Below are 21,415 nucleotides of genomic sequence, written 5' to 3'. Positions count from 1 at the left end.
CCCCGACCGGATCCCGCAGCCCGCGCCGCTGCGCGATCCGGCGCGGCCCACCCCGAGCCGGAAGCCGACTGCCGCACCGCGCCCGCCTGCCGTACCGCGTGGAATTTCAGGTGTGCGCGCGGCCCGTGTGCCGTACCGTCCGCACCATGTCTGCCACCGATCTCCCGCCCAGGCTCACGCGCCTCGCCTTCCACGGGCCCCTCTCCGAAGCCCGGGCCGCTCACCTGGTCGCGCGCCTGACGCGGCACAGCCCCGCCTCGGTGCTCGACATCGGGTGCGGATGGGGCGAGTTGATGCTGCGGGTGCTGGAGGCGGCGCCGGGGGCGAAGGGGGTGGGACTCGACCTCCATGCCGGCGATCTCGCGCGCGGACGGCGTCACGCCGGGGAGCGGGGCCTCGACGGGCGGGTCGACTTCGTCGAGGAGTCCGCCACCGGTACGACCCGCGGACCGGCCGACGTCGTGCTGTGCGTGGGCTCCGGGCAGGCGCTGCTCGACGCGGCACCGGGTGCGGAGCAGGCGACGACACTGTCCGCCACCACCGCCGCGCTGCGGGCCCTGCGCACCCTGGTCACGCCCGGCGGACGCGTGCTGTTCGGCGAGGGATTCTGGCAGCGCACCCCCACGCCGGAGGAGCTGGCCGCCATGTGGCCGGACGCCCGCGCGGACGACCATCTGCCGCTCGCGGCGATCGCGGAGGCCGCCACCGACGCAGGGTTCCGCGTCGAATGGATCGAGACGGCGACCGAGGAGGAGTGGGAGCACTTCGAGTCCGGCTATCTCGCCGACGAGGAGGAGTGGCTCGCCGCCCACGCGGGCCACCCCCTGGCCGCCGGGATCCGGGCCCGCGTGGACCGCCACCGGGCGAGCTGGCTGCGCGGCTACCGCGGGATCCTGGGCCTCGTCTACCTCACGCTGATCCCTGTCTCACGCTGATTCCTGTCGGCCGACGGCGCATCACCACTGCCTGCCCCGGGCGAGTTCGCCCCGATGCGGGGCGGACACATGAAGCACCTGGAACCGGTCGCCGTCCGCGTCCCGGGCGGCGGCACCGTCCGCCCAGAGCACGAAGTGGACGAGCTCCCAGCGCCGCGGGTCGATCGCGGTGGCGGCCGCCACCGCACCGCCCCTGCCCGCCAGTTCCCGGTGCTCCACGAGTGCCCGCTCCACGGCTTCGGAGGGGCTCTCGTCGCCCCGCAGCCGCACGAGCCGGCGCGTCGCGCTCAGCGGCCCGGACCCGGCCGCCGGGCCTTCCTCGTACGCCAGCCCCGTCCAGTGCTGCACCTGCGGCCGCCCGAAGTCGTTCACGATGCCCCGGAAACCGGGCTCCCAGAGTCGCCGATCGCCTTGCTCGGCCGCCGGTTCGCCGCCGGTGAGATCGACGAGGACGAGTACTGGCGCCGGCTGTCCGTCCTCGACGAGCAGTTCGGCCCGCACTCCAAGGGCGGTGCGGCATGACGACCGCCACCGCCACCGCTTCGGCCCGCACCACCGCCCGCGGCGTGGACGCCGTCGAGGTCCACGGCGCGGGCGGTACCGCGGTCCGGGCCCTCGACGGGGTGAGCGTCGACTTCCCGGCCGGCCGCTTCGGCGCGATCATGGGACAGTCGGGCTCCGGCAAGTCCACGCCGATGCACTGCGCGGCCGGACTCGACACGCTCGCCTCCGGCTCCGGTTCCGGCCTTCGCGTTCGCGCTTGCGCCGGCCCGGCTCGCGCTGGTGGCGCTGGTCGGTCTTGCCGCCGGAGCTCTCGCGGGCCTGCGGCCCGCACGCCGGGCGGTTCGTCTCGACGTACTGCGGGCCATCGCCACCGGGTGAGCCGCTCGTTCCGCTCGCTCCGGTTCCGGTCGGCCTGTTCGCTCGACCGGTCGTCGGCTCGTCCGCTGGGCCCGGCAGGCCCGGTCAGCCGGGAACGGCCGACCGGGCCGCCGCGGGTGTGCGCGGGTCGGACGAGGGCCCGGCGTCCACGACCGCGAAGGGAGCGCCGGCCGCCACGGGCGCGTCGGTCGCGAACGGAACGTCGAGGGCCACGGCAGCGCGCGCCGCCACAGCGGCGCCGGCTCTCGACCCGTACGCGGTGGTGACCTTCGCCGTACCCATGGCCGGCGTCGTCGGGAGCGTGAACCAGACGACCTTGCCCTCGTTGCCCTTGGGCAGCACGCCCCAGCTCTCGCTGAGGGCCGCGATCAGCGAGAGTCCGCGGCCCGTGGTCTCGAGCGGTCCGGCGGTGACGGCGACCGGAAGCCTGGGGTCGTGGTCGTGCACCGAGATCGTGAGACGGTCGAGCAGCAGCTCCATCTCGACGGTGCAGAGTTTGTCCGGCTCGGCATGCCGGTGGACGTTGGTCAGCAGCTCTGTGACGCCGAGCGCCGCATGGTCTATCAAGGGATCGAGCTGCCAGTAGCGCAGTTGCGCCGAGACGATCCTGCGGACCTGACCGATCCGCGGCGGGAGGGCCTGGAGCTCCACCCTGCAATGCCTGCTTGCCTCGCTGATCACGGCTGCGACTCCCCGAATGAGGTCCGGAAGAAGACGAAGGAACGGATCCAGCAGTTGGCTGCCTGCTGTGTGCGCCGGCGGCCTGGGTCACAGTGTCACCGCCGGTCAACCCTGAGTGATGTAGACAAGCGTGAACCCCGGGTGACGACTTCGCAACTCCGCGCACACGAGGCGGAGAACGGCAGACGAAACGGCGCGTGGCACATGTGTGCCACGCCGGTGCTCGGCTGTGCTGCACCGCTGCCTCGGCGGACGCCGCGCAGGTGCTCAGTGCCCGAAAGGGCCGGCTCCGGACACCGCCGGTCAGGCCCGGTCGCCGCCCGCCCTGCGGAGCGCGTCCAGGAACCGTCCCGTGAGCGCCGTACCGTCGAGCCTGCGGCCGTCGTCCCCCCGGCCGGGCCGGTCCATGGTCAGCCGGTAGCGCGTCCCGTTGACCGTCGCGACCGTGCTCTCGCCGCCCGCGAACCAGGGCTTCCCCGCCCGCACCGCCTCCACCGGGGCGCAGTCGATCACCCGGCCGTAGCTGGTCAGCAGCGCGAGACGGCCGTCCTCGATCAGGACCTGACCGGCCTTCGTGAGCGAGCGGGGCCACCGCTCGATCCGCACGCCCGTGGCGTTGAACTCCGGCTCCTGCATGGCCGTCCGCCCCCTTCGCAGCAGCTTCTCCACCTCAGTCTGCCCATGGAACCTCCACGACACCAGGGCGCATTCCGGCACGGTCCCACAAGGAGTTGCTATGGAACCCCAAAGTCAGCGTTTGCGCAGGTGAGGGGCTTATGGTGGGCAGTGGGGAGTAGTAGCGGCAGCGGAGCCGACAAGATGAGGAGCGGGGCGCATGAGCGCGTACGAGGCAACGGCCACCATCGACGTGGACCGCAGCGATCCGGAGTACCGGGCGTGGCTCAAGGAGGCCGTGCGCAAGGTGCAGGCCGACGCGAACCGCTCTGCCGACACCCACCTGCTGCGCTTCCCGCTGCCCGAGCAGTGGGGAATCGACCTGTACCTCAAGGACGAGTCCACCCACCCCACCGGCAGCCTCAAGCACCGGCTCGCCCGCTCGCTGTTCCTGTACGGGCTCTGCAACGGCTGGATCAGGCCGGGAAAGCCCGTCATCGAGGCGTCCAGCGGCTCGACGGCCGTGTCCGAGGCGTACTTCGCGAAGCTGATCGGTGTGCCGTTCATCGCCGTGATGCCGCGTACCACCAGCCCCGAGAAGTGCCGTCTCATCCAATTCCACGGCGGACAGTGCCACTTCGTGGACGACTCGCGGAAGATGTACGAGGAGTCCGCCGCGCTCGCCGCGGAGACCGGTGGCCACTACATGGACCAGTTCACCTACGCCGAGCGGGCCACCGACTGGCGCGGCAACAACAACATCGCCGAATCGATCTACGAGCAGCTGAAGTTGGAGCGCTACCCCGAGCCCGCGTGGATCGTCGCCACCGCCGGCACGGGCGGCACGTCGGCGACCATCGCCCGCTACGTCCACTACATGCAGTGCGACACCAGGATCTGTGTTCCCGACCCGGAGAACTCCTGTTTCTTCGACGGCTGGACCCGTCACGACCCGCTGGCGACGAGCGACCGCGGCTCACGCATCGAGGGCATCGGACGCCCGCGCATGGAGCCGAGCTTCGTACCCGGCGCCATCGACCGGATGATGAAGGTGCCGGACGCGGCGACCGTCGCCGCCGTGCGGGCCCTGGAACAGGCCATCGGGCGCAAGGCGGGCGGCTCCACCGGCACGGGGCTGTGGAGCGCCCTGAAGATCGTCGCGGAGATGGTGGCGGAGGGCGAGCACGGCAGTGTGGTCACGCTGATCTGCGACCCCGGCGACCGCTACCTCGACAAGTACTACTCCGACGAGTGGCTGGCCGGACAGGGTCTTGACATCGCCCCGTACGCCGAGGCGATCGACCAGTTCCTCGGCAGCGGGGTCTGGCCGGACTGACCCGGGGACGGGGACGGGGACGGGGACGGGGAGGAAGACGCGGACTGGTGCTGGGGCCCAGGGCCTTTGCGGCCCGGGCGGCCTGCCTATGCAGCCGGTGCCGTGAGCCGGCGGTCGAGGCTGCGGACGGCGTCACGGAAGGCATGCCCCATGCCCGCCCGTCCGAGCCGCAGTCCGACCCTGAACGGCGCGGGCCCGGCCGCCGCCATGGTCCACTGCACCCGCGTCCCCGACCCGTTGGGTGTGATCCGCCACTCCTCCAGCATGGCCCGCACGCCGGGGACGTTGGTCTCGTCGACCCGGTAGGCGTACCGGACGCCGGGCTCCGCGGCCACTATCGTCTCGTCGAAGCGGGTGCCGCCCATCAGCCGGACCTCCCGGCCGGCGCCCCCGCGGGTGGACCGGGCGGAGGTCACCGCTCTGAACCAGGACGCCCAGCCCTCCACGTCCTCCGCGAGCGCGCGATAGACGGCCGCCGGCTCGGCGCGCACCTCGGCGGCGAAGACGAGCCGCACCGGTGCGGTCTCGACGAATTCGAGTTCCACGGGGTCGAGTCGGCGTGGCATGGACGGTACCTCCGGGGTCGGCGAGCGGGGCGCCTGCGCGGCTCGGGTCCGGACACGATAGCTGGCGGACCGTCAGATGGGCACTAGCGTGCGGAATCCGTAGGCGCGGCGAGCAGACGGTCCACCGCCCGGCCGAAGACGTGCCGGGCCGCGCGCGCGAGCAACGGGCCGGCCACGCGCGGCAGTCCCCGCACCCCCAGCTCCTCGGTCCAGGTCACCCGGGTCCCGTCGGGCGCTGCCCGCACCTCGATCTCCGCCCACCCGAGCACGGTCCGGCCGCGCTTCTGCAGTCGGCAGTGCCCCGGCCGCCCGGCTTCCGGTGGCTCCCAGCGCACGACCTCCATCGGATCGTCGAAGCCCACCGGCCCCACACCCGTACGGGCGGAGAACCGGCTGCCCTCGCCCGTGGGCCCCGCCGTCAGCACGGAAATCCCCGTCAGCGGCACCTTCCCCGCGTGGGCGGGCCAGTCGGTGAGCCGCCGCCATGCCTCACCCGGCGACAACGGCGTCATCCGTACGACCCGGAAGACGCTCACTCCGACGCCGCCTCGGACGACTCACCCGCCACCACCAGATGCGGCAGATGCTCCGCGATCTCCTCCCGTGCCTCCGCCGGCAGGCCCGCGTCCGTCACCAGCGTGTCGACCTCGTCCAGCCGGGCGAACGAACTCAGCCCCACCGTCCCCCACTTGGTGTGGTCGGCCACGACCACCACCCGTCGCGCGGAGCGGACGAACCGCCGGTTCGTCTCCGCCTCCGCCAGGTTCGGCGTCGACAGCCCCGCCTCGACCGAGATGCCGTGCACCCCGAGGAAGAGCACGTCGAAGTGGAGTGAGCGGATCGCCTGGTCCGCGACCGGGCCGACGAGCGAGTCGGACGGCGTCCGCACGCCACCGGTGAGCACCACGGTCGCCGCCGCCCGCCGGCCGCTCGCCGCGCCCGCCCGCTGCGCGGCGTGGAACACATCGGCGACCCGCACCGAGTTCGTCACGACCGTCAGATCGGGGACGTCCACCAGGTGCTGCGCCAGGGCGTACGTCGTCGTGCCGCCGGACAGGGCGATCGCGCTGCCCGGCACCGCCATCGCCGCCGCCGCCCGCGCGATGTCCTCCTTCGCGCTGAGCTCCAGCGAGGACTTGGCCTCGAAGCCCGGCTCGTGCGTGCTCGCCTCGACCACGGGCACCGCGCCGCCGTGGACCTTCTCGATGACGCCCTGTCGGGCGAGCGCGTCGAGATCCCGGCGCACGGTCATGTCGGAGACGTTCAGCTTGCGGGTGAGTTCGTTCACCCGCACACCGCCCCGCCGCCGTACCTCGTCGAGGATCAGGGCGCGCCGCTGTTCCGCGAGGAGGTTCTGGTTGTCGCTCACCGCCGGAGCCGGTCCCTTCCGTTTCGCCTGTGCCGAATCACCGCTCTTCACCAGGGCGGCTCATCCTCCCACGCCCGGTTCGCGCCGGGTGCGGGGAGATTCCGTGAGAGCCGTGCGGCGCAGGCCATGATCGGGGATTCTGGTCGCGCCGATCATCCCATCAGAGAGCGAGCCACCGAAGTGTCCCCTGCCACCCCGGCCCCGGACAGCGGCGGTGCCGCGCTGGAGCTTCTGGTCCACGGCGTCGGCGGGGCCACCCCGCAGGACATGCTCGACGATCCGCGTACGGTCCGGATCACCGGCGACGCGACCGCCGCCGTCTACCGGCGTCCGGAGGACGCCGACGCCGACCACCACCCCGAGCGGTACGAGAACGGGCCGGTGCCCGAGGCGTACTGCTGGTCGAACCTCACCTCGGGGAACGGCGCCCGTGCGCTCTGGCTGCTGCTCCTGCCGTTCATGGTGGTCAATCTGGCCCACTGGATGCGCCCCACGACCAAGGGACCCGCGAGGGCCGTCCGCTTCTACGGGATGCTCGTGCGGCTCGTGGCGCTGAGTCTGACCGTCATGCTCACGGCTGCCGCCTGTGAGGTGGCGCTCGACCTGACGGCCTGGCAGTGCGCGGGCTCGGCCGACTGCGCGGCGGACCGCTCCTGGCTGGGTTTCCTCTCTGCCGCTGAGGGCGGATGGTGGGCGCAGCCGGGCCGCCGCCTCTCGCTCGCGGCGCTGGTGCCGGCCGGGTTGGTGGGGCTGCTCTGGTACCTCTCCAACCGCACGTGGAGCGCGTACGAGTCGCAGCGCCCGCCCAGCGCCGTGACGGTCACGGGCGGCACCGCCGGATCCGCAGGTCCCGACCCCGAGAAGGACCCCGCGAGCGAGGCTGAGCAGGCCCGGGACGAGGACGCCGGGCAGGCCTCGGGGACGGGGCCGGGGAGGGACGCGGAGAGAGGGGCGGAATCGGACGCACCGGCGGCGGTCCGCCCCGCCCTCGGCCGCCCCGGATTCTGGTACGGACGGCGCATCGTCGCCCGGCTGCGGGCCGCGCACACCGGCGCCGGGTTCCTGGTCATCGCCGCCGCCGTCGCCGGGGCGGCCGCCCGGCACGACCGTCGCGCGGACGTCCCCGCGCTCGAAGTCGCGGGCTGGGCCCTGGAGTCGGTGCTCGTGGCCGCCGGAGCCGTCGTCGTCGCCGTCGTGTTCCGCCGGGGCCGTAGCGAGAAGGTCCTCGACAACCGCATCGACCACGCCGTCGTCACCTGGCTGCCCGGCCTCTCCCTCGGGCTGCTCGCCCTGTCGATGCTGTACGCCTCCTGGTCGCGGCCGGGCTGGGCCTCCCACGGCACCCTCCCCGGCGACACCGCCTTCCGCGTCATCGTCCTCGCCCAGGGCGGCCTGATCGTCGCCCTCGCCGTCACCGCGCACGTCCTGTACCGCAGGGTCCGGCACTCGCGCACCGCCATGTACGGCATGGCGGGCCCCGCCGTCGCGCTGCTCGCCTGCGCACTCGGCGGTGTCATGACCGGCGGAGTCGCCCAGCGCGTCGCCGACTGGCTGGACGGTCCCGGCACCCCGGGCGTGAGCGGGGGACCCATCGTCGGACCGCCGGTACTGCTGAGCTGGCAGGCATCCGTCATTCCCGTGCTGTTGTTCCTGCTGCTCGCCCCGCTGGCGGCTCTCGGCGTACGGACCTGGCGCAGCGCCCGTGCCCTCGCCGGCCGGGTGGAGGAGGACTATCCGGCCGAGCGGCCCGACGAGGTCCGTACCCGGCGGATCGCCGGCACCAGGGCCCGGGCGGAGCTCACCGATGCCGCGCCCGCCCTCATCGGCATCGTCTGCGTGGCGACCCTGCTGCTGGGGGCCGGTGCGGTGGCCGGTGCCTGGATGAGCGGCGACGTTCCGAGCGAGGCGTTCCACCGGGCCCACCCGGTCGTGGAGGCCGCCGCCGAAACCGCCCAGGCACTCGGGTCCTGGCTCATCGGGCTGGGCTTCATCCTCTTCGTGACCTGGGGCCGGAGGGCGTACCGCGACGCCTCCGCCCGCCGCACCATCGGCATCCTCTGGGACGTCGGCACGTTCTGGCCGCGCGCCGCTCATCCCTTCGCCCCGCCCTGCTACGCCGAGCGCGCCGTGCCCGACCTCACCTGGCGGATGGCCTCCTGGACCGCCGGCACCGGCGGACGGCTCGTCATCTCCGGCCATTCGCAGGGCAGTGTGCTGGCTGCCGCCGCTGTCTGGCAGCTCCCGCCGCACACCCGGCGCCGGGTCGCCCTCCTCACGTACGGCTCCCCGCTGGAGCGGCTCTACGGCCGCTGGTTCCCCGCCTACTTCGGGGCGGCCCCGCTGCGGGCGCTCCACCAGGAGCTCCACTGCTGGCGCAACCTCTGGCGGCACACCGACCCGATCGGCGGCCCGGTCCGGGTTCCGGCCGAGGCGGACAAGCCCGAGGTCGACCGGGAGGCCCTCAAGGACCCCGTCGTGTACGGGCGTACGGACAGGCATCCGCTGCCGGAGCCCATCCTCGGGCACTCCGACTACCAGGCCGACCCGGCCTTCGCCCAGGAGCGCGAGGAGCTCCTGAACCGGCTGCCACCGCCGCTGCCGCGCCAGCGTGCGGGTGCGGGTGCGGGTGCGGGTGTCGGTGCCGAGGGCGGGGCCCTGCGGCCTCAGGGCAGTTCGGGCAGATCCTCCGGGTAGAGCAGGGTCAGGTCGTCGGTGCTCGCCTCGGTGAGCTCGGCGACCCGGCCCGCGTGCCGCTCCACCATCGACTCGAACGTCTGACGCGCGGTGCGGCCGTTACCGAACGCGGGCCCCTTCGGGAGCGCCGTGAAGTACTTGTGCAGCGCCTCGGTCGTGCCGTCGGCCAGGCGGTACTCGTGCTCCTCGGCCTGCTGCTCCACGATCCGCAGCAGCTCGTCCGGGACGTAGTCGCTGAAGGTGATGGTGCGTGAGAACCGGGACGCCACACCGGGGTTGACCGAGAGGAACCGCTCCATCTCCGCCGTGTACCCGGCGACGATGACCACGACCGCGTCGCGGTGGTCCTCCATCAGCTTCACCAGCGTGTCGATGGCCTCGCGGCCGAAGTCCCGCCCGGAGTCCTCGGGGGAGAGCGCGTACGCCTCGTCGACGAAGAGCACCCCGCCGCGCGCCCGGTCGAACGCCTCCTGCGTACGGATCGCGGTCGAGCCGATGTGCTCGCCGACCAGGTCCACCCGGGACACCTCGACGAGATGTCCGCGCTCCAGCACTCCGAGCGAGGCCAGGATCTCGCCGTACAGCCGGGCCACCGTCGTCTTGCCGGTGCCGGGGGAGCCGGTGAACACCAGATGGCGGCGGACGGAGGCGGCCTTCAGCCCCGCCTCCTGGCGCCTCCGGCCGACCTCGATCATGTTCGTGAGCGTGCGGACCTCCCGCTTGACGCTCTCCAGACCGACCAGTGCGTCGAGTTCACCCAGGACCGCGGCCGACGTACGGACCGGGGCCGGCGGCTGCGCCTCGGGCACCGGCCCCGGCTCGGGCTCGGCGGCGCGCTGTCCGGGGATCGTGCCCAGCAGCCCGGGGGAGGAGCGGACGGGCTGCGTGGTCGTCAGCACGGCCGGGGTCCGCCGCGGGGACGACCGTACGCCGCTCTCGTCGCTCGTGCAGTCCTCCACGGTCAGACCCTCATCGGGGAACTCGTAACCCCCGCGCGCGCACCGCTCGGTACGGCAGCGTGTCAGCGTCGTACGGCAGCCGTCCATGACATGGAAGCCGTAGCCGCCGCTTCCCGTCACCTGGCAGCCGTGGAACGTGCCGCGGCCCTCCGCGGAGACGTAGAAGCCGGCCTCGGCAGGGGAGGTCACCGTGCAGCGCTCGATCGACGGATCCGCGCCCTTGGTGACGATGACGCCCGTCTGGGCCTGGTCGATGGTGCAGTTGCTGAGCGTGCCGCCGCTGCCGTGGTCGCGGAACCAGGCGCCCGTGGAGGCCTCCCGGATGCGGCAGTCGTCGAGCTGTGCCGTGGCACCGTCGCTGACCGACACCGCCGTGTTGCGCACCTGCGAGAGATCGCTGTCGACGACGTCGGCCCGCGAGCCGCGGTCGAGGACGAAGAGCGCGTCCGGAACATCGTGGACGCGGCAGGAGTCGAGGACCACGGCCGCGCCGTCGCTGACCCAGACCGCCGGATAGTCGCCCGTACTGTCGTGGATCTCGCACTGGTTGGCGTCCACCCGCGTGCCCGGGTCCCACACCGACAGACCGCTGCGTCCGAACCGCCGCACCGTCGAGCGGGTGAGGGTGAGCACCGAACGGGAGCGCAGGTCCACCGCGTTCTCCGGAACGTCGTGGATGTCGCAGTCCGAGAGCGTGAGCACGGCGTCGGTGTCGAGGGTGATGCCGTCCGACGAGGTCCGGTGCACACTGGAGTCGGTGAGATGGGCCGTGGCCCGCGAGGCGATCTGCACGCCGGCGCCCTTGATCTCGTACACCTCGCAGCCCAGTGCCTCCAGCGCACTGGCCTCGCCGGTGACGCTCAGTCCGGCTCCCGACGCATGGTGCACGCGGCAGCGTTCGAACCGGGGGTGCGCGCCGCCGCGCACCGAGACGCCGGACTGTCCCGCCGCGAGGACCTCGCACTCCTCGAACACGCCGCCGGCGCCGTCCAGTACGCCGATGCCGACCCCGGCCGGGTTGTCGACGGTGCACCGCCGAACGGTGGGGCGGGCCGCGCCGCGCACCTCGATGCCGGCGGCGGACCGCGTGACGATCCGCAGATCTGTCAGCTCCGGTGCGCCGTCCTCGACGAGCAGCGCGGGCGCCGCCGTGTCCTGCCCCTCGACATGAAGGTCCTTCACGGTGGCGGAGGCGCGCACGGTCAGGGGAACCCCCTCGGGCGGGGCGATCCGCACCGAGCCGGCCGAACCGTCGGTCCCGCGCAGGGTCACGGCGCGCTGCACCACCAGATTCTCCCGGTACGTACCGGGAGAGACGGTGAGGACGTCACCGTCACCGGCGGCCTCGAGGGCTGCGGCGAGGGAAGCGTACTCGCCCGTGCGGCGGCGCCACCGCGATGTGCCGGTGTGCGTCACCTGGACCGTGCCTGCCATGGTGCTGATCTGCCCCCACCTCGTGGTTCGACGTCCGTGCCACGCGTCGCACCACCGTAGCGCGCGCGACGGGCGGGAACCGACCGGTCAGCTGCCTGTCCCCGTACGGCCCCAGTCGGGACCGGTTTTCGCCCATGCGCGGTCGAGTTGCACGTACCGCCGCTGTATCAGCCGCCGTACGAACAGCCGCCTGCCACCCTCCACCGCACCGGCCGCGACGGCCGCCGCGCCGAGGCCCGCGAGCACGGCGTGTGCCCGCGCGGTGTCCGTGTTCATGGGGCGGGTGACGGAATTCCCCCGGGCGTCGGTCCATATCCGGAACGTGGCACCGGGATTCGCCTTCCTGACGCCCGCGGCCACCGTGCCGGTGTGCCGGGTGCCGTCCGCAGCCGTCCACTCGGCCACCACCATCCGGCTCGATCGGCTCTCCATTCCCGCCTCCGGATCGGCCACGGCCTGCTGCGCCTTCGGTGCCTGACGCAGCACCCGTGCCGTCGTGGGATGCCGCTCCGCCCGCTGGGCGCGCGCGGACTCACGGAGCGCGGCGTCGGCGAGGCCGCCGCAGAGGAATCCGAAGGCCGGCACCGCGACGGTCAGCAGCAGCGCGGCGGCCAGCGCCGCCCAGGCCTCGACGAGATCAGTCGTGCGGCGCAGGGGATTGTGCCGCCAGCGCCAGAGTCCGGTGAGCGTACGCATGGTCCTGCACCCCCTTCTCCGTTCGTCATAGACCCCGTACGGCACGGTGCACGCGCGGGTGGCACGAAGAGAGACCGAACTCACCCGGCCACCGTCCCAACGTGCCGGACGCCGCGTCGTGTTCCCCGGCCGGCCGCTCGAGGACGGCCCGGTCCCGGGCCCGGCGCGCCCGGAGCCGGCCTGACACAGGCGGAACGGGCCTGGCCCGGTGTGGTCCGGCCTGGTCCGGCGCCCGGCTCCGCGTGGTCCGGCCCCGACCCGTGTGATCCCGCGGAGGGCCGGCCTGGTAGCGCTTCGTCAGGTTGTTCTGATCGTGCGGTCGGTGGCGGTGCGTGCTGCCGGTCGTGGATCTCGGGGAGACCGAGGAGCTGCGGGAGAGCTCCCGCGCGATCCCCTCCGTCATCGACGCGCCCGGACTCGTCCCGCTCCCCTTCCGGCAGGGCGAACGACGACCGGCCGGTCACGGACGTCACGAGCCGGCTCGCGTTCCCGCCGACCGCACCACGGCACCTGGGGTCAGCGAACCCGCCAGGCCCGGGTCGATGAGCGCGGCCGGGCCCGCGCCGGGAACGGTGAGGGTCAGTTGGTCCAGGCGGTGAAGACCTCCTCGACCCGCTGCGGTGAAGACCTCCTCGACCCGCCGCGCGGCCATCCACCGTGTCTTCGGCCGTCACGGCGTGGCCGGCCGCCGCCGACGGGCCCGCGGAATCCGGCCGCACGGGAAGCGCTCAGACCTGCTCGGCCCGGAACCCCGCCGGTGTCACTCCGGTGTGCTGCAGGAAGAACTTCGAGAAGTTTGCCGAGTCCGCGAAGCCGACGGCCACTCCGATCCGCCCCACCGGCACGTCGGTGTGCGCGAGGAGCCGCTTCGCCTCCAGGATCACGCGCCGGTCGATGAAGCCCTTCGGGGTCTGGCCGGTGGCGGCGCGTACGGCGCGGACGAGCGTGCGGCGCGAGTAGCCGAGCTCGGTGGCATACGCGCTGACGCTGTGATTGGTCGTGAAGCCCTGCTCGACCGCGCTGCGGAACCGGGAGAACGTCGTGTCCTGCTGCGCTCTGCACTCGTCGCCCTCCGCCTGCGCCGAGACGTGGGCCACCCGCAGCATGAAGGCCGTCAGGGAGTGCCGCAACACCGAGGTGTGCAGGCTCAACGGCAGCGTCGCCGTGTCCAGGTACTCGCGCTGAAGCTGCTCCAGCGAGGCGTCCAGGGCGGCAAGTTGGCCCTTGTCGGGGTGGAGGAGCGGCGGGCGGTCGTAGCGGTAGAGGCCCGTCGCCTCCACGATCGCGCGCGGCAGGAAACCGGGCTGCATCGTGAGCGCCGTGCCGACGTACCGATCGGTTGCCGAAGGGCCGTGCACCTGGCCGGGCCGGATCCACAGGATGTCGCCGGCCCCGACCTCGAAATCGGTGAAGTCGATCATGTGGTGGACCGGGCCCTCGCGGAAGAACAGCAGGACGTGGAAGTCGATCCGGTGCACGCGCCGCGAGAGGCCCATGCCGCCGGCCCAGGAGTCGTCCGCGCCCATGGGGCCGACCTGCATACCGACCCCGGAGACGGTCGCACTCGCGTTGAAGGGATGGGTACGGATGAGCTCCGCGGCTTCCAGACGTGCGCTCGGATGTGCACTGCCCTGCTCCGTCATGCGTTTCCCTTGCCTCCGAGCGACTCCTGTGTCCCATTTTCACCGAACACTGGCACGGGGACACCTACCGTGCCAAAAGTATGACGTTTAAGTTCGTGGGTGGCTTGACCAGGGAATTTAACCCCGGCCACCCAGTGCCTTTCGGTACCACGGGTGCGCAACAGATGCGAAGGAAGTCATACAGATGAGCACGCAGACACCGGATCGCCTCGGCCCCTTCGAGTGGACCGAACTCGACCGGCGTGCCGTCGACACCGCCCGCCTCCTGGCGGCCGATGCCGTGCAGAAGGTCGGCAACGGACACCCCGGTACGGCCATGAGCCTGGCTCCCGTCGCGTACACCCTCTTCCAGAAGGCCATGCGGCACGACCCGGCCGACCCGGAGTGGACCGGGCGCGACCGCTTCGTCCTGTCCCCCGGCCACACGAGCCTCACCCTCTACACCCAGCTGTTCCTCTCCGGCTACGAGCTGGAACTGGACGACCTGAAGGCGTTCCGCACGCAGGGCTCCAAGACCCCGGGCCACCCCGAGTACGGGCACACCGCCGGTGTCGAAACGACGACCGGGCCCCTCGGCCAGGGCGTCGCCAACGCCGTCGGCATGGCCATGGCCGCCCGCTACGAGCGGGGCCTGTTCGACCCCGAGGCCCCCGAGGGCACCAGCCCCTTCGACCACACCATCTGGGCAATCGTCTCCGACGGCGACCTGCAGGAGGGCGTCTCCGCCGAGGCCTCCTCCCTCGCCGGCCACCAGAAGCTCGGCAATCTCGTCCTCGTCTACGACGACAACCACATCTCCATCGAGGGCGACACCGCGACCGCGTTCTCCGAGGACGTCCTGAAGCGCTACGAGGCGTACGGCTGGCAGATCCGTCGCATCGAGCCCAAGGAGAACGGCGACGTCGACGTGAAGGCCCTGTACGAGGCCCTCGCCGCCGCCAAGGCCGAGACCGGGCGTCCGTCCATCATCGCGATGCGAACGATCATCGCCTGGCCGGCCCCGAACGCCCAGAACACCGAGGCCTCGCACGGCTCCGCGCTCGGTACCGACGAGATCGCTGCCACCAAGCGCCTTCTCGGCTTCGACCCGGAGCAGTCCTTCATCGTCGAGGACGAGGTCCTCGCCCACACCCGCGCCGCCCTCGACCGTGGCGCCGAGGCCCACACCGCCTGGGACAAGCAGCTCGCCGAGTGGCGTGCCGACAACCCCGAGCGCTCCGAGCTGCTCGACCGCATCGTGGCCGGGCGTCTGCCCGAGGGCTGGGAGCAGGCGCTTCCCGTCTTCGAGGCCGGGACGAAGGTCGCCACACGCGCCGCGTCCGGCAAGGTCCTCCAGGCCATCGGCCCGGTCCTCCCCGAACTGTGGGGCGGGTCCGCAGACCTGGCCGGCTCGAACAACACGACCATCGACAAGTCGTCGTCGTTCCTCCCGAAGGGCAACCCCCTGCCCGAGGCCGACCCGTACGGCCGCACCGTCCACTTCGGCATCCGCGAGTTCTCGATGGCCGCGGAGATGAACGGCATCGCACTGCACGGCAACACCCGGATCTACGGCGGCACGTTCCTGGTCTTCTCCGACTACATGCGCAACGCGGTCCGCATGTCGGCGCTGATGCAGCTCCCGGTCACGTACGTGTGGACCCACGACTCCATCGGGCTCGGCGAGGACGGCCCGACCCACCAGCCCGTCGAGCACCTCGCCTCCCTGCGTGCCATCCCGGGCCTGAACATCGTCCGCCCGGCCGACGCCAACGAGACCGCGATCGCCTGGCGCGAGATCCTGCACCGCGGCTCGGTCAAGCCGGCCCCGCACGGCCTGGCGCTGACCCGGCAGGGCGTGCCGACGTACGAGGCCGACGAGCTTGCGGCGAAGGGCGGATACGTGCGGGCCGAGGCGTCCGGGGAGACGCCGGACGTCATCCTGATCGCCACCGGTTCCGAGGTGCACCTCGCCGTCGAGGCCCGCGAGCAGCTGGAGGCCGAGGGCGTCGCCACCCGCGTCGTGTCGATGCCGTCCGTCGAGTGGTTCGAGGAGCAGTCGCCGGAGTACCGCGACAGCGTCCTGCCGCCCGCCGTGAAGGCCCGCGTCGCCGTCGAGGCCGGCATCGGCCTGACCTGGTACCGCTTCGTCGGGGACGCAGGACGCATCGTCTCCCTGGAGCACTTCGGCGCCTCCGCGGACGCCGGCGTCCTCTTCGCCGAGTTCGGCTTCACCGCCGACAACGTCGCTGCCGAGGCCCGGGCTGCTCTCCATTCCGTCCAGGGCCTGGCCGCCGCCCGCGCTTGATCTGTTCGTACTCAGGACCCCCGAAAGAAGATGAACACAGTGAGCAAGGCCGTCCCCTCCTCGTCGCTCCTCAAGTCCCTTTCCGACGAAGGCGTTTCCATCTGGCTGGACGACCTGTCCCGCAAGCGCATCGAGTCCGGCAACCTGGCCGAGCTCATCGAGAAGAGCCATGTCGTGGGCGTCACGACGAACCCCTCGATCTTCCAGGCCGCCATCGGCTCCGGTGAGGGCTACGAGGACCAGCTCGCCGACCTGGCCGTCCGCGGTGTCACCGTCGACGAGGCCGTCCGCATGATGACCACGGCCGACGTCCGCGCCGCCGCCGACGTCCTGCGTCCGGTGTACGACGCGACGCAGGGCCGCGACGGCCGCGTCTCCATCGAGGTCGACCCGCGCCTGGCACACAGCACCGAGGCCACGATCGCCGAGGCCAAGCAGTTGGCCTGGCTCGTCGACCGCCCGAACCTCATGATCAAGATCCCGGCGACCGAGGCGGGCCTCCCGGCCATCACCGAGGTCATCGGCCTGGGCGTCTCGGTGAACGTCACGCTGATCTTCTCGCTCGAGCGCTACCGCGCCGTCATGGACGCGTTCCTCAAGGGACTTGAACTCGCCCACGAGCGCGGCATCGACCTCGCCACCATCCACTCCGTCGCCTCCTTCTTCGTCTCCCGCGTCGACTCCGAGATCGACAAGCGCCTCGGCACGATCGGAACGGGCGAAGCCAAGGTCCTCAAGGGCAAGGCCGCCCTCGCCAACGCCCGCCTGGCCTACGAGGCGTACGAGCAGGTCTTCGCCTCGGAGCGCGCCACGAAACTGGAGGCGGCCGGCGCCAACAAGCAGCGCCCGCTGTGGGCCTCGACCGGCGTGAAGGACCCGGCGTTCAAGGACACGCTGTACGTCGACGAACTGGTCGCCCCGGGCACTGTGAACACCATGCCGGAGGCCACCCTGAAGGCCACCGCCGACCACGGCGAGATCACCGGTGACACGGTGACCGGCCGCTACGAGCAGGCCCGCGCCGACCTGAAGGCCGTCGGCGCGCTCGGCATCTCCTACGACGAGGTCGTCCAGCAGCTGGAGGACGAGGGCGTCGCCAAGTTCGAGGTGGCGTGGAACGACCTGCTCGCCACCGTCACGACCCGCCTGCAGAGCCTCCAGCGCAAGGGAGTTGACGCGAAGTGACCACCGCAGTCACGGACTGGTCGAATCCGCTGAGGGACCCCCGCGACCGTCGCCTGCCGCGCATCGCGGGCCCCTCCGGGCTCGTCATCTTCGGCGTCACCGGCGACCTGTCCCGCAAGAAGCTGATGCCGGCCGTCTACGACCTCGCCAACCGCGGGCTGCTCCCGCCGGGCTTCTCGCTCCTCGGGTTCGCCCGCCGCGAGTGGGAGGACCAGGACTTCGCCCAGGTCGTCCATGACTCCGTGCGCGAGCACGCCCGCACCCCCTTCCGCGAGGAGGTCTGGCAGCAGCTCGCCGAGGGCATGCGCTTCATCCCGGGCGACTTCGACGACGACGCCGCGTTCGAGCAGCTGCGCAACGCCGTCGATGAGCTGGACGCGACGCGGGGCACCAGCGGCAACTACGCCTTCTACCTCTCCGTGCCGCCGAAGTTCTTCCCGAAGGTCGTCCAGCAGCTCAAGAAGCACGGCCTCGCCGACGCCCCCGAGGGGTCCTGGCGCCGCGCGGTCATCGAGAAGCCCTTCGGCCACGACATCGCCTCCGCCAAGGAACTCAACGCGATCGTCCACGACGTCTTCGCGCCCGAGCAGGTCTTCCGCATCGACCACTACCTCGGCAAGGAGACCGTCCAGAACATCCTGGCGCTCCGCTTCGCCAACCAGATGTACGAGCCCATCTGGAACCGGTCGTACGTGGACCATGTGCAGATCACGATGGCCGAGGACATCGGCATCGGCGGCCGGGCCGGCTACTACGACGGCATCGGCGCCGCCCGCGACGTCATCCAGAACCACCTGCTCCAGCTCATGGCCCTCACCGCGATGGAGGAGCCGGCCGCGTTCGACGCCGAGTCGCTCGTGATGGAGAAGCTCAAGGTCCTCAGGTCCGTACGCCTTCCGGCAGATCTGGGGCGGTCGACGGTGCGCGCGCAGTACACCGAGGGCTGGCAGGGCGGCGAGAAGGTCACGGGCTACCTCCGGGAAGACGGCATCGATCCCGCGTCGAAGACAGACACCTACGCGGCCATCAAGCTGGGGATCGACAACCGCCGCTGGGCGGGCGTCCCCTTCTACCTCCGTACGGGCAAGCGCCTCGGCCGCCGCGTCACCGAGATCGCGGTCGTCTTCCAGCGCGCTCCGCACTCCCCCTTCGACCAGACCGCGACGGAGGAGCTGGGCCAGAACGCCCTGGTCATCCGCGTCCAGCCGGACGAGGGCGTGACGATGCGCTTCGGTTCCAAGGTGCCCGGCACCTCGATGGAGATCCGCGACGTGTCCATGGACTTCGCCTACGGAGAGTCGTTCACGGAGTCCAGCCCGGAAGCGTACGAGCGGCTTATCCTCGACGTCCTGCTGGGCGACGCCAACCTCTTCCCCCGCACGGAGGAGGTCGAGGAGTCCTGGCGCATCCTCGACCCCATCGAGAAACATTGGGACGCCCACGGCAGGCCCGCTCAGTACGCCTCGGGCAGTTGGGGCCCGAAGGAAGCGGACGAGATGCTCGCACGAGACGGACGGAGCTGGCGCAGGCCATGAAGATCGACCTGACCGACACCACGGCAAGCAAGATCAACAAGGCGCTCGTCGAGGGGCGCCGCGCCATCGGGACCCCGGCCGTGGGCATGGTTCTCACGATGGTGATCGTCACCGACGAGGAGCACGCGTACGACTCGGTCAAGGCCGCCGAGGAGGCGTCCCGCGAGCACCCGTCGCGCACCCTTGTCGTCATCCACCGCACCGCCCGCTCCCCGCGCGACCGGCAGGGCAACCGCCTCGACGCGGAGGTCCGGGTCGGCGCCGACGCCGGCACCGGTGAGACCGTGATCCTGCGCCTGTACGGCGAGGTGGGCCTGCACGCCGACTCCGTCGTCCTGCCCCTGCTCCTGCCCGACGCCCCTGTCGTCGTGTGGTGGCCGGTCGACGCCCCGCAGGAGCCCGCCAGGGACCCGCTCGGCGCGCTCGCCGCCCGCCGCATCACCGACGCATACGCCGTCGAGGACCCCCTCGCGGCCCTCGCGTCCCGCGCCGTGTCCTACGCCCCCGGTGACACCGACCTCGCCTGGACCCGGCTCACGCCGTGGCGCTCCATGCTGGCCGCAGCCCTCGACCAGGCACGCGCCGACATCGTCTCCGCGGCCGTCGAGTCCGAGGCCGACAACCCCAGCGCCGAACTGCTCGCGCGCTGGCTCGGTGCGCGCCTCGGTGTCCCGGTCGAGCGCGTGACGACCGAGGGGCCCGTCATCACCGCGGTCCGTCTCGGTACGGCGAACGGAGAGATCCGCATCGACCGTCCCGAGGGCCCCCTCGCCACTCTCTCCCTGCCCGGTCAGCCCGAGCGCACCCTCGCCCTGAAGGTCCGCTCGACCGCCGAGCTGATCGCCGAAGAACTCCGCCGCCTCGACGCCGACGAGATGTACGCCGTCGCGCTGCACGGAGACGCCTCCGGCACCAAGGAGTCTGTTCAACATGACTGACAACGCGTCCTCGTTGACGCACCGCCCTCAGTGGACCGCCTTGCTGGACCACCGCGCCAGTCTCAACGGCGCGCACCTGCGCGACCTGTTCGCCACCGACCCGAGCCGCGCCGGGCGCTACACCGTCCAGGTCGGCGACCTGTACATCGACTACTCGAAGCACCTGATCACGGACGAGACCCTCGCCCTCCTCCAGGAACTTGCGGCCGCCACCGATGTGTTCGGGCAGCGAGACGCCATGTTCCGCGGCGAGAAGATCAACACCACCGAGGGCCGAGCCGTGCTCCACACGGCTCTGCGGGCCCCGGCCGACGCCGCGATCGAGGTGGACGGGGAGAACGTCGTACCGAAGGTGCACGCCGTCCTGGACAAGATGGCCGTCTTCGCGGAGAAGGTCCGCTCCGGCAAGTGGACCGGTCACACCGGCAAGCGCATCAAGAACATCGTCAATGTCGGCATCGGCGGTTCGGACCTCGGTCCAGCCATGGCGTACGAGGCCCTCCGCGCCTACACCGCACGGGACTTGACGTTCCGCTTCGTCTCGAACGTCGACGGCGCCGACCTGCACGAGGCCGTCCGCGACCTCGACCCGGCCGAGACGCTGTTCATCATCGCGTCGAAGACGTTCACCACGATCGAGACGATCACGAACGCCACGGCCGCGCGCGCCTGGCTGCTCAAGGCCCTCAAGGACGACGACGCCGTCGCCGAGCACTTCGTCGCCCTGTCGACCAACGCCGAGAAGGTCTCCGGCTTCGGCATCGACACGGCCAACATGTTCGAGTTCTGGGACTGGGTCGGCGGACGCTACTCGTACGAATCCGCCATCGGCCTCTCGCTGATGATCGCCGTCGGCCCGGACGCGTTCCGCGAGATGCTCGACGGCTTCCGCCTCGTCGACGAACACTTCCGCAGCGCGCCGGCGGCGGCCAACGCTCCGCTGCTCCTCGGCCTGCTGGGCATCTGGTACGGCAACTTCCACGGAGCCCAGTCGCACGCAGTCCTCCCGTACAGCCACTACCTCTCCAAGTTCACCGCGTACCTCCAGCAGCTCGACATGGAGTCCAACGGCAAGTCCGTGGACCGCGAGGGCCGCGGCGTGGAGTGGCAGACCGGACCGGTGGTGTGGGGCACGCCCGGCACCAACGGCCAGCACGCCTACTACCAGCTCATCCACCAGGGCACGAAGCTGATCCCGGCGGACCTCATCGGCTTCGCCGAGCCGGTCGAGGAGCTCGGCGAACTGGCGGGTCAGCACGACCTGTTGACGGCCAACCTGTTCGCACAGGGTCAGGCGCTCGCCTTCGGCAAGACCGCCGACGAGGTGCGGGCCGAGGGTATCGCGGAGGAGCAGGTCGCCCACCGTACGTTCAAGGGCAACCACCCCACGACGACGATCCTCGCGAAGGAACTGACCCCGTCGGTCCTCGGGCAGCTCATCGCCCTCTACGAGCAGAAGGTCTTCGTCCAGGGCGCGATCTGGAACATCGACTCCTTCGACCAGTGGGGCGTCGAACTCGGCAAGGTGCTCGCCAAGCGCGTCGAGCCCGCCCTCACGGAGGGTGCCGAGGTCCCCGGCCTCGACGCCTCCACCCAGTCCCTGGTCGCCACCTACCGCGTCCTGCGCGGCCGAAGCACTGAAGGCAAGTGAACTGACATG

The 21,415-nt window shown here is 71.7% G+C and carries 18 protein-coding genes and 2 pseudogenes; 10 read left to right on the top strand and 10 right to left on the bottom strand.

All coding sequences use genetic code 11. The features are described 5' to 3' along the window. Nucleotides 1-146 precede the first annotated feature (146 nt). On the top strand, nt 147-935 hold the full coding sequence (locus ABT078_RS08100; RefSeq protein ID WP_351225042.1) for an SAM-dependent methyltransferase: 789 nt from the start codon (nt 147-149) through the stop codon (nt 933-935). A 21-nt stretch (nt 936-956) separates the two neighbouring features. On the opposite strand, the gene ABT078_RS08095 is transcribed toward ABT078_RS08100, so the two are convergent. Next, on the bottom strand, nt 957-1,283 hold the full coding sequence (locus ABT078_RS08095; RefSeq protein ID WP_351225040.1) for a DUF4865 family protein: 327 nt from the start codon (nt 1,281-1,283) through the stop codon (nt 957-959). Between the two features lie 48 nt (nt 1,284-1,331). Between ABT078_RS08095 and ABT078_RS08090 the strand changes: the two are divergent. Both ABT078_RS08090 and ABT078_RS08085 read left to right on the top strand, forming a co-directional pair. Beyond that, nucleotides 1,332-1,457 (top strand): annotated as a pseudogene (locus ABT078_RS08090) (SHOCT domain-containing protein); the annotation flags it as partial. Further along, nucleotides 1,454-1,672 (top strand): annotated as a pseudogene (locus ABT078_RS08085) (ATP-binding cassette domain-containing protein); the annotation flags it as partial. The pseudogenes ABT078_RS08090 and ABT078_RS08085, both read left to right, overlap by 4 nt. A gap of 229 nt (nt 1,673-1,901) precedes the next feature. On the opposite strand, the gene ABT078_RS08080 reads toward ABT078_RS08085, so the two are convergent. Both ABT078_RS08080 and ABT078_RS08075 read right to left on the bottom strand, forming a co-directional pair. Continuing rightward, nucleotides 1,902-2,498 carry an ATP-binding protein gene (locus tag ABT078_RS08080; RefSeq protein ID WP_351225038.1) on the bottom strand — a complete coding sequence of 199 codons (597 nt, stop codon included), beginning with the start codon at nt 2,496-2,498 and terminating at the stop codon, nt 1,902-1,904. Nucleotides 2,499-2,801: 303 nt separating this feature from the next. After that, nucleotides 2,802-3,134 (bottom strand): hypothetical protein, encoded by a 333-nt coding sequence (locus ABT078_RS08075; RefSeq protein WP_351225036.1) that lies wholly within the window; start codon nt 3,132-3,134, stop codon nt 2,802-2,804. A 199-nt stretch (nt 3,135-3,333) separates the two neighbouring features. On the opposite strand from ABT078_RS08075, the gene ABT078_RS08070 reads away from it, so the two are divergent. Beyond that, a complete protein-coding gene (locus ABT078_RS08070; RefSeq protein ID WP_351225034.1) occupies nt 3,334-4,449 on the top strand; it encodes a PLP-dependent cysteine synthase family protein in 1,116 nt (371 codons plus the stop codon). 86 nt (nt 4,450-4,535) lie between these two features. On the opposite strand, the gene ABT078_RS08065 is transcribed toward ABT078_RS08070, so the two are convergent. From ABT078_RS08065 to ABT078_RS08055, 3 genes are all read right to left on the bottom strand, one after another. Beyond that, nucleotides 4,536-5,015 carry an SRPBCC family protein gene (locus tag ABT078_RS08065; RefSeq protein ID WP_351225032.1) on the bottom strand — a complete coding sequence of 160 codons (480 nt, stop codon included), beginning with the start codon at nt 5,013-5,015 and terminating at the stop codon, nt 4,536-4,538. Nucleotides 5,016-5,098: 83 nt separating this feature from the next. Then, complete coding sequence (locus ABT078_RS08060; protein WP_351225030.1) at nt 5,099-5,551, bottom strand: SRPBCC family protein; 453 nt, start codon at nt 5,549-5,551, stop codon at nt 5,099-5,101. Continuing rightward, nucleotides 5,548-6,384 carry a DeoR/GlpR family DNA-binding transcription regulator gene (locus ABT078_RS08055; protein WP_351225028.1) on the bottom strand — a complete coding sequence of 279 codons (837 nt, stop codon included), beginning with the start codon at nt 6,382-6,384 and terminating at the stop codon, nt 5,548-5,550. The genes ABT078_RS08060 and ABT078_RS08055 overlap by 4 nt, the downstream gene beginning before the upstream one ends. A gap of 180 nt (nt 6,385-6,564) precedes the next feature. Between ABT078_RS08055 and ABT078_RS08050 the strand changes: the two genes are divergently transcribed. Beyond that, nucleotides 6,565-9,078: a hypothetical protein gene (locus tag ABT078_RS08050; RefSeq protein WP_351225026.1), complete on the top strand. Its 2,514-nt coding sequence runs from the start codon at nt 6,565-6,567 to the stop codon at nt 9,076-9,078. On the opposite strand, the gene ABT078_RS08045 is transcribed toward ABT078_RS08050, so the two are convergent. From ABT078_RS08045 to ABT078_RS08030, 4 genes are all read right to left on the bottom strand, one after another. Further along, a complete protein-coding gene (locus ABT078_RS08045) occupies nt 9,048-11,471 on the bottom strand; it encodes a right-handed parallel beta-helix repeat-containing protein (protein ID WP_351225024.1) in 2,424 nt (807 codons plus the stop codon). The two genes, ABT078_RS08050 and ABT078_RS08045, sit on opposite strands and share 31 nt — an antisense overlap. 87 nt (nt 11,472-11,558) lie before the next feature. Next, the gene (locus ABT078_RS08040) at nt 11,559-12,167 is read right to left on the bottom strand and encodes an Rv1733c family protein (protein WP_351225022.1); all 609 of its coding nucleotides are present in this window, start codon (nt 12,165-12,167) and stop codon (nt 11,559-11,561) included. A gap of 469 nt (nt 12,168-12,636) precedes the next feature. After that, nucleotides 12,637-12,819, bottom strand: a complete 183-nt coding sequence (locus ABT078_RS08035; protein ID WP_351225020.1) for a hypothetical protein — start codon at nt 12,817-12,819, stop codon at nt 12,637-12,639. Between the two features lie 76 nt (nt 12,820-12,895). Then, nucleotides 12,896-13,810, bottom strand: a complete 915-nt coding sequence (locus tag ABT078_RS08030; protein ID WP_351225018.1) for a helix-turn-helix domain-containing protein — start codon at nt 13,808-13,810, stop codon at nt 12,896-12,898. Nucleotides 13,811-13,994: 184 nt separating this feature from the next. Here ABT078_RS08030 and tkt point away from each other — a divergent pair, with 184 nt between their 5' ends. Genes tkt through pgi form a run of 5 tightly spaced genes read left to right on the top strand, consistent with a single transcriptional unit; the run spans nt 13,995 to nt 21,406 of the window. Next, on the top strand, nt 13,995-16,097 hold the full coding sequence (tkt, locus tag ABT078_RS08025; RefSeq protein ID WP_351225016.1) for a transketolase: 2,103 nt from the start codon (nt 13,995-13,997) through the stop codon (nt 16,095-16,097). Between the two features lie 30 nt (nt 16,098-16,127). After that, on the top strand, nt 16,128-17,282 hold the full coding sequence (tal, locus tag ABT078_RS08020; protein WP_351225014.1) for a transaldolase: 1,155 nt from the start codon (nt 16,128-16,130) through the stop codon (nt 17,280-17,282). Next, nucleotides 17,279-18,817, top strand: coding sequence for a glucose-6-phosphate dehydrogenase (gene zwf / locus ABT078_RS08015; protein WP_351225012.1), 1,539 nt, complete (start codon nt 17,279-17,281; stop codon nt 18,815-18,817). Before tal ends, zwf begins: the two co-directional genes overlap by 4 nt. Further along, nucleotides 18,814-19,755 (top strand): glucose-6-phosphate dehydrogenase assembly protein OpcA, encoded by a 942-nt coding sequence (gene opcA, locus ABT078_RS08010; RefSeq protein ID WP_351225010.1) that lies wholly within the window; start codon nt 18,814-18,816, stop codon nt 19,753-19,755. The genes zwf and opcA overlap by 4 nt, the downstream gene beginning before the upstream one ends. Continuing rightward, the gene (gene pgi, locus ABT078_RS08005) at nt 19,748-21,406 is read left to right on the top strand and encodes a glucose-6-phosphate isomerase (protein ID WP_351225008.1); all 1,659 of its coding nucleotides are present in this window, start codon (nt 19,748-19,750) and stop codon (nt 21,404-21,406) included. The genes opcA and pgi overlap by 8 nt, the downstream gene beginning before the upstream one ends. Nucleotides 21,407-21,415 lie beyond the last annotated feature (9 nt).

This window comes from Streptomyces sp. NPDC002133, from assembly GCF_040296405.1.
Lineage (GTDB): Bacteria > Actinomycetota > Actinomycetes > Streptomycetales > Streptomycetaceae > Streptomyces.
Note: the sequence above shows the minus strand (reverse complement) of the source record. Positions and strands in the feature narration are given on the sequence as shown.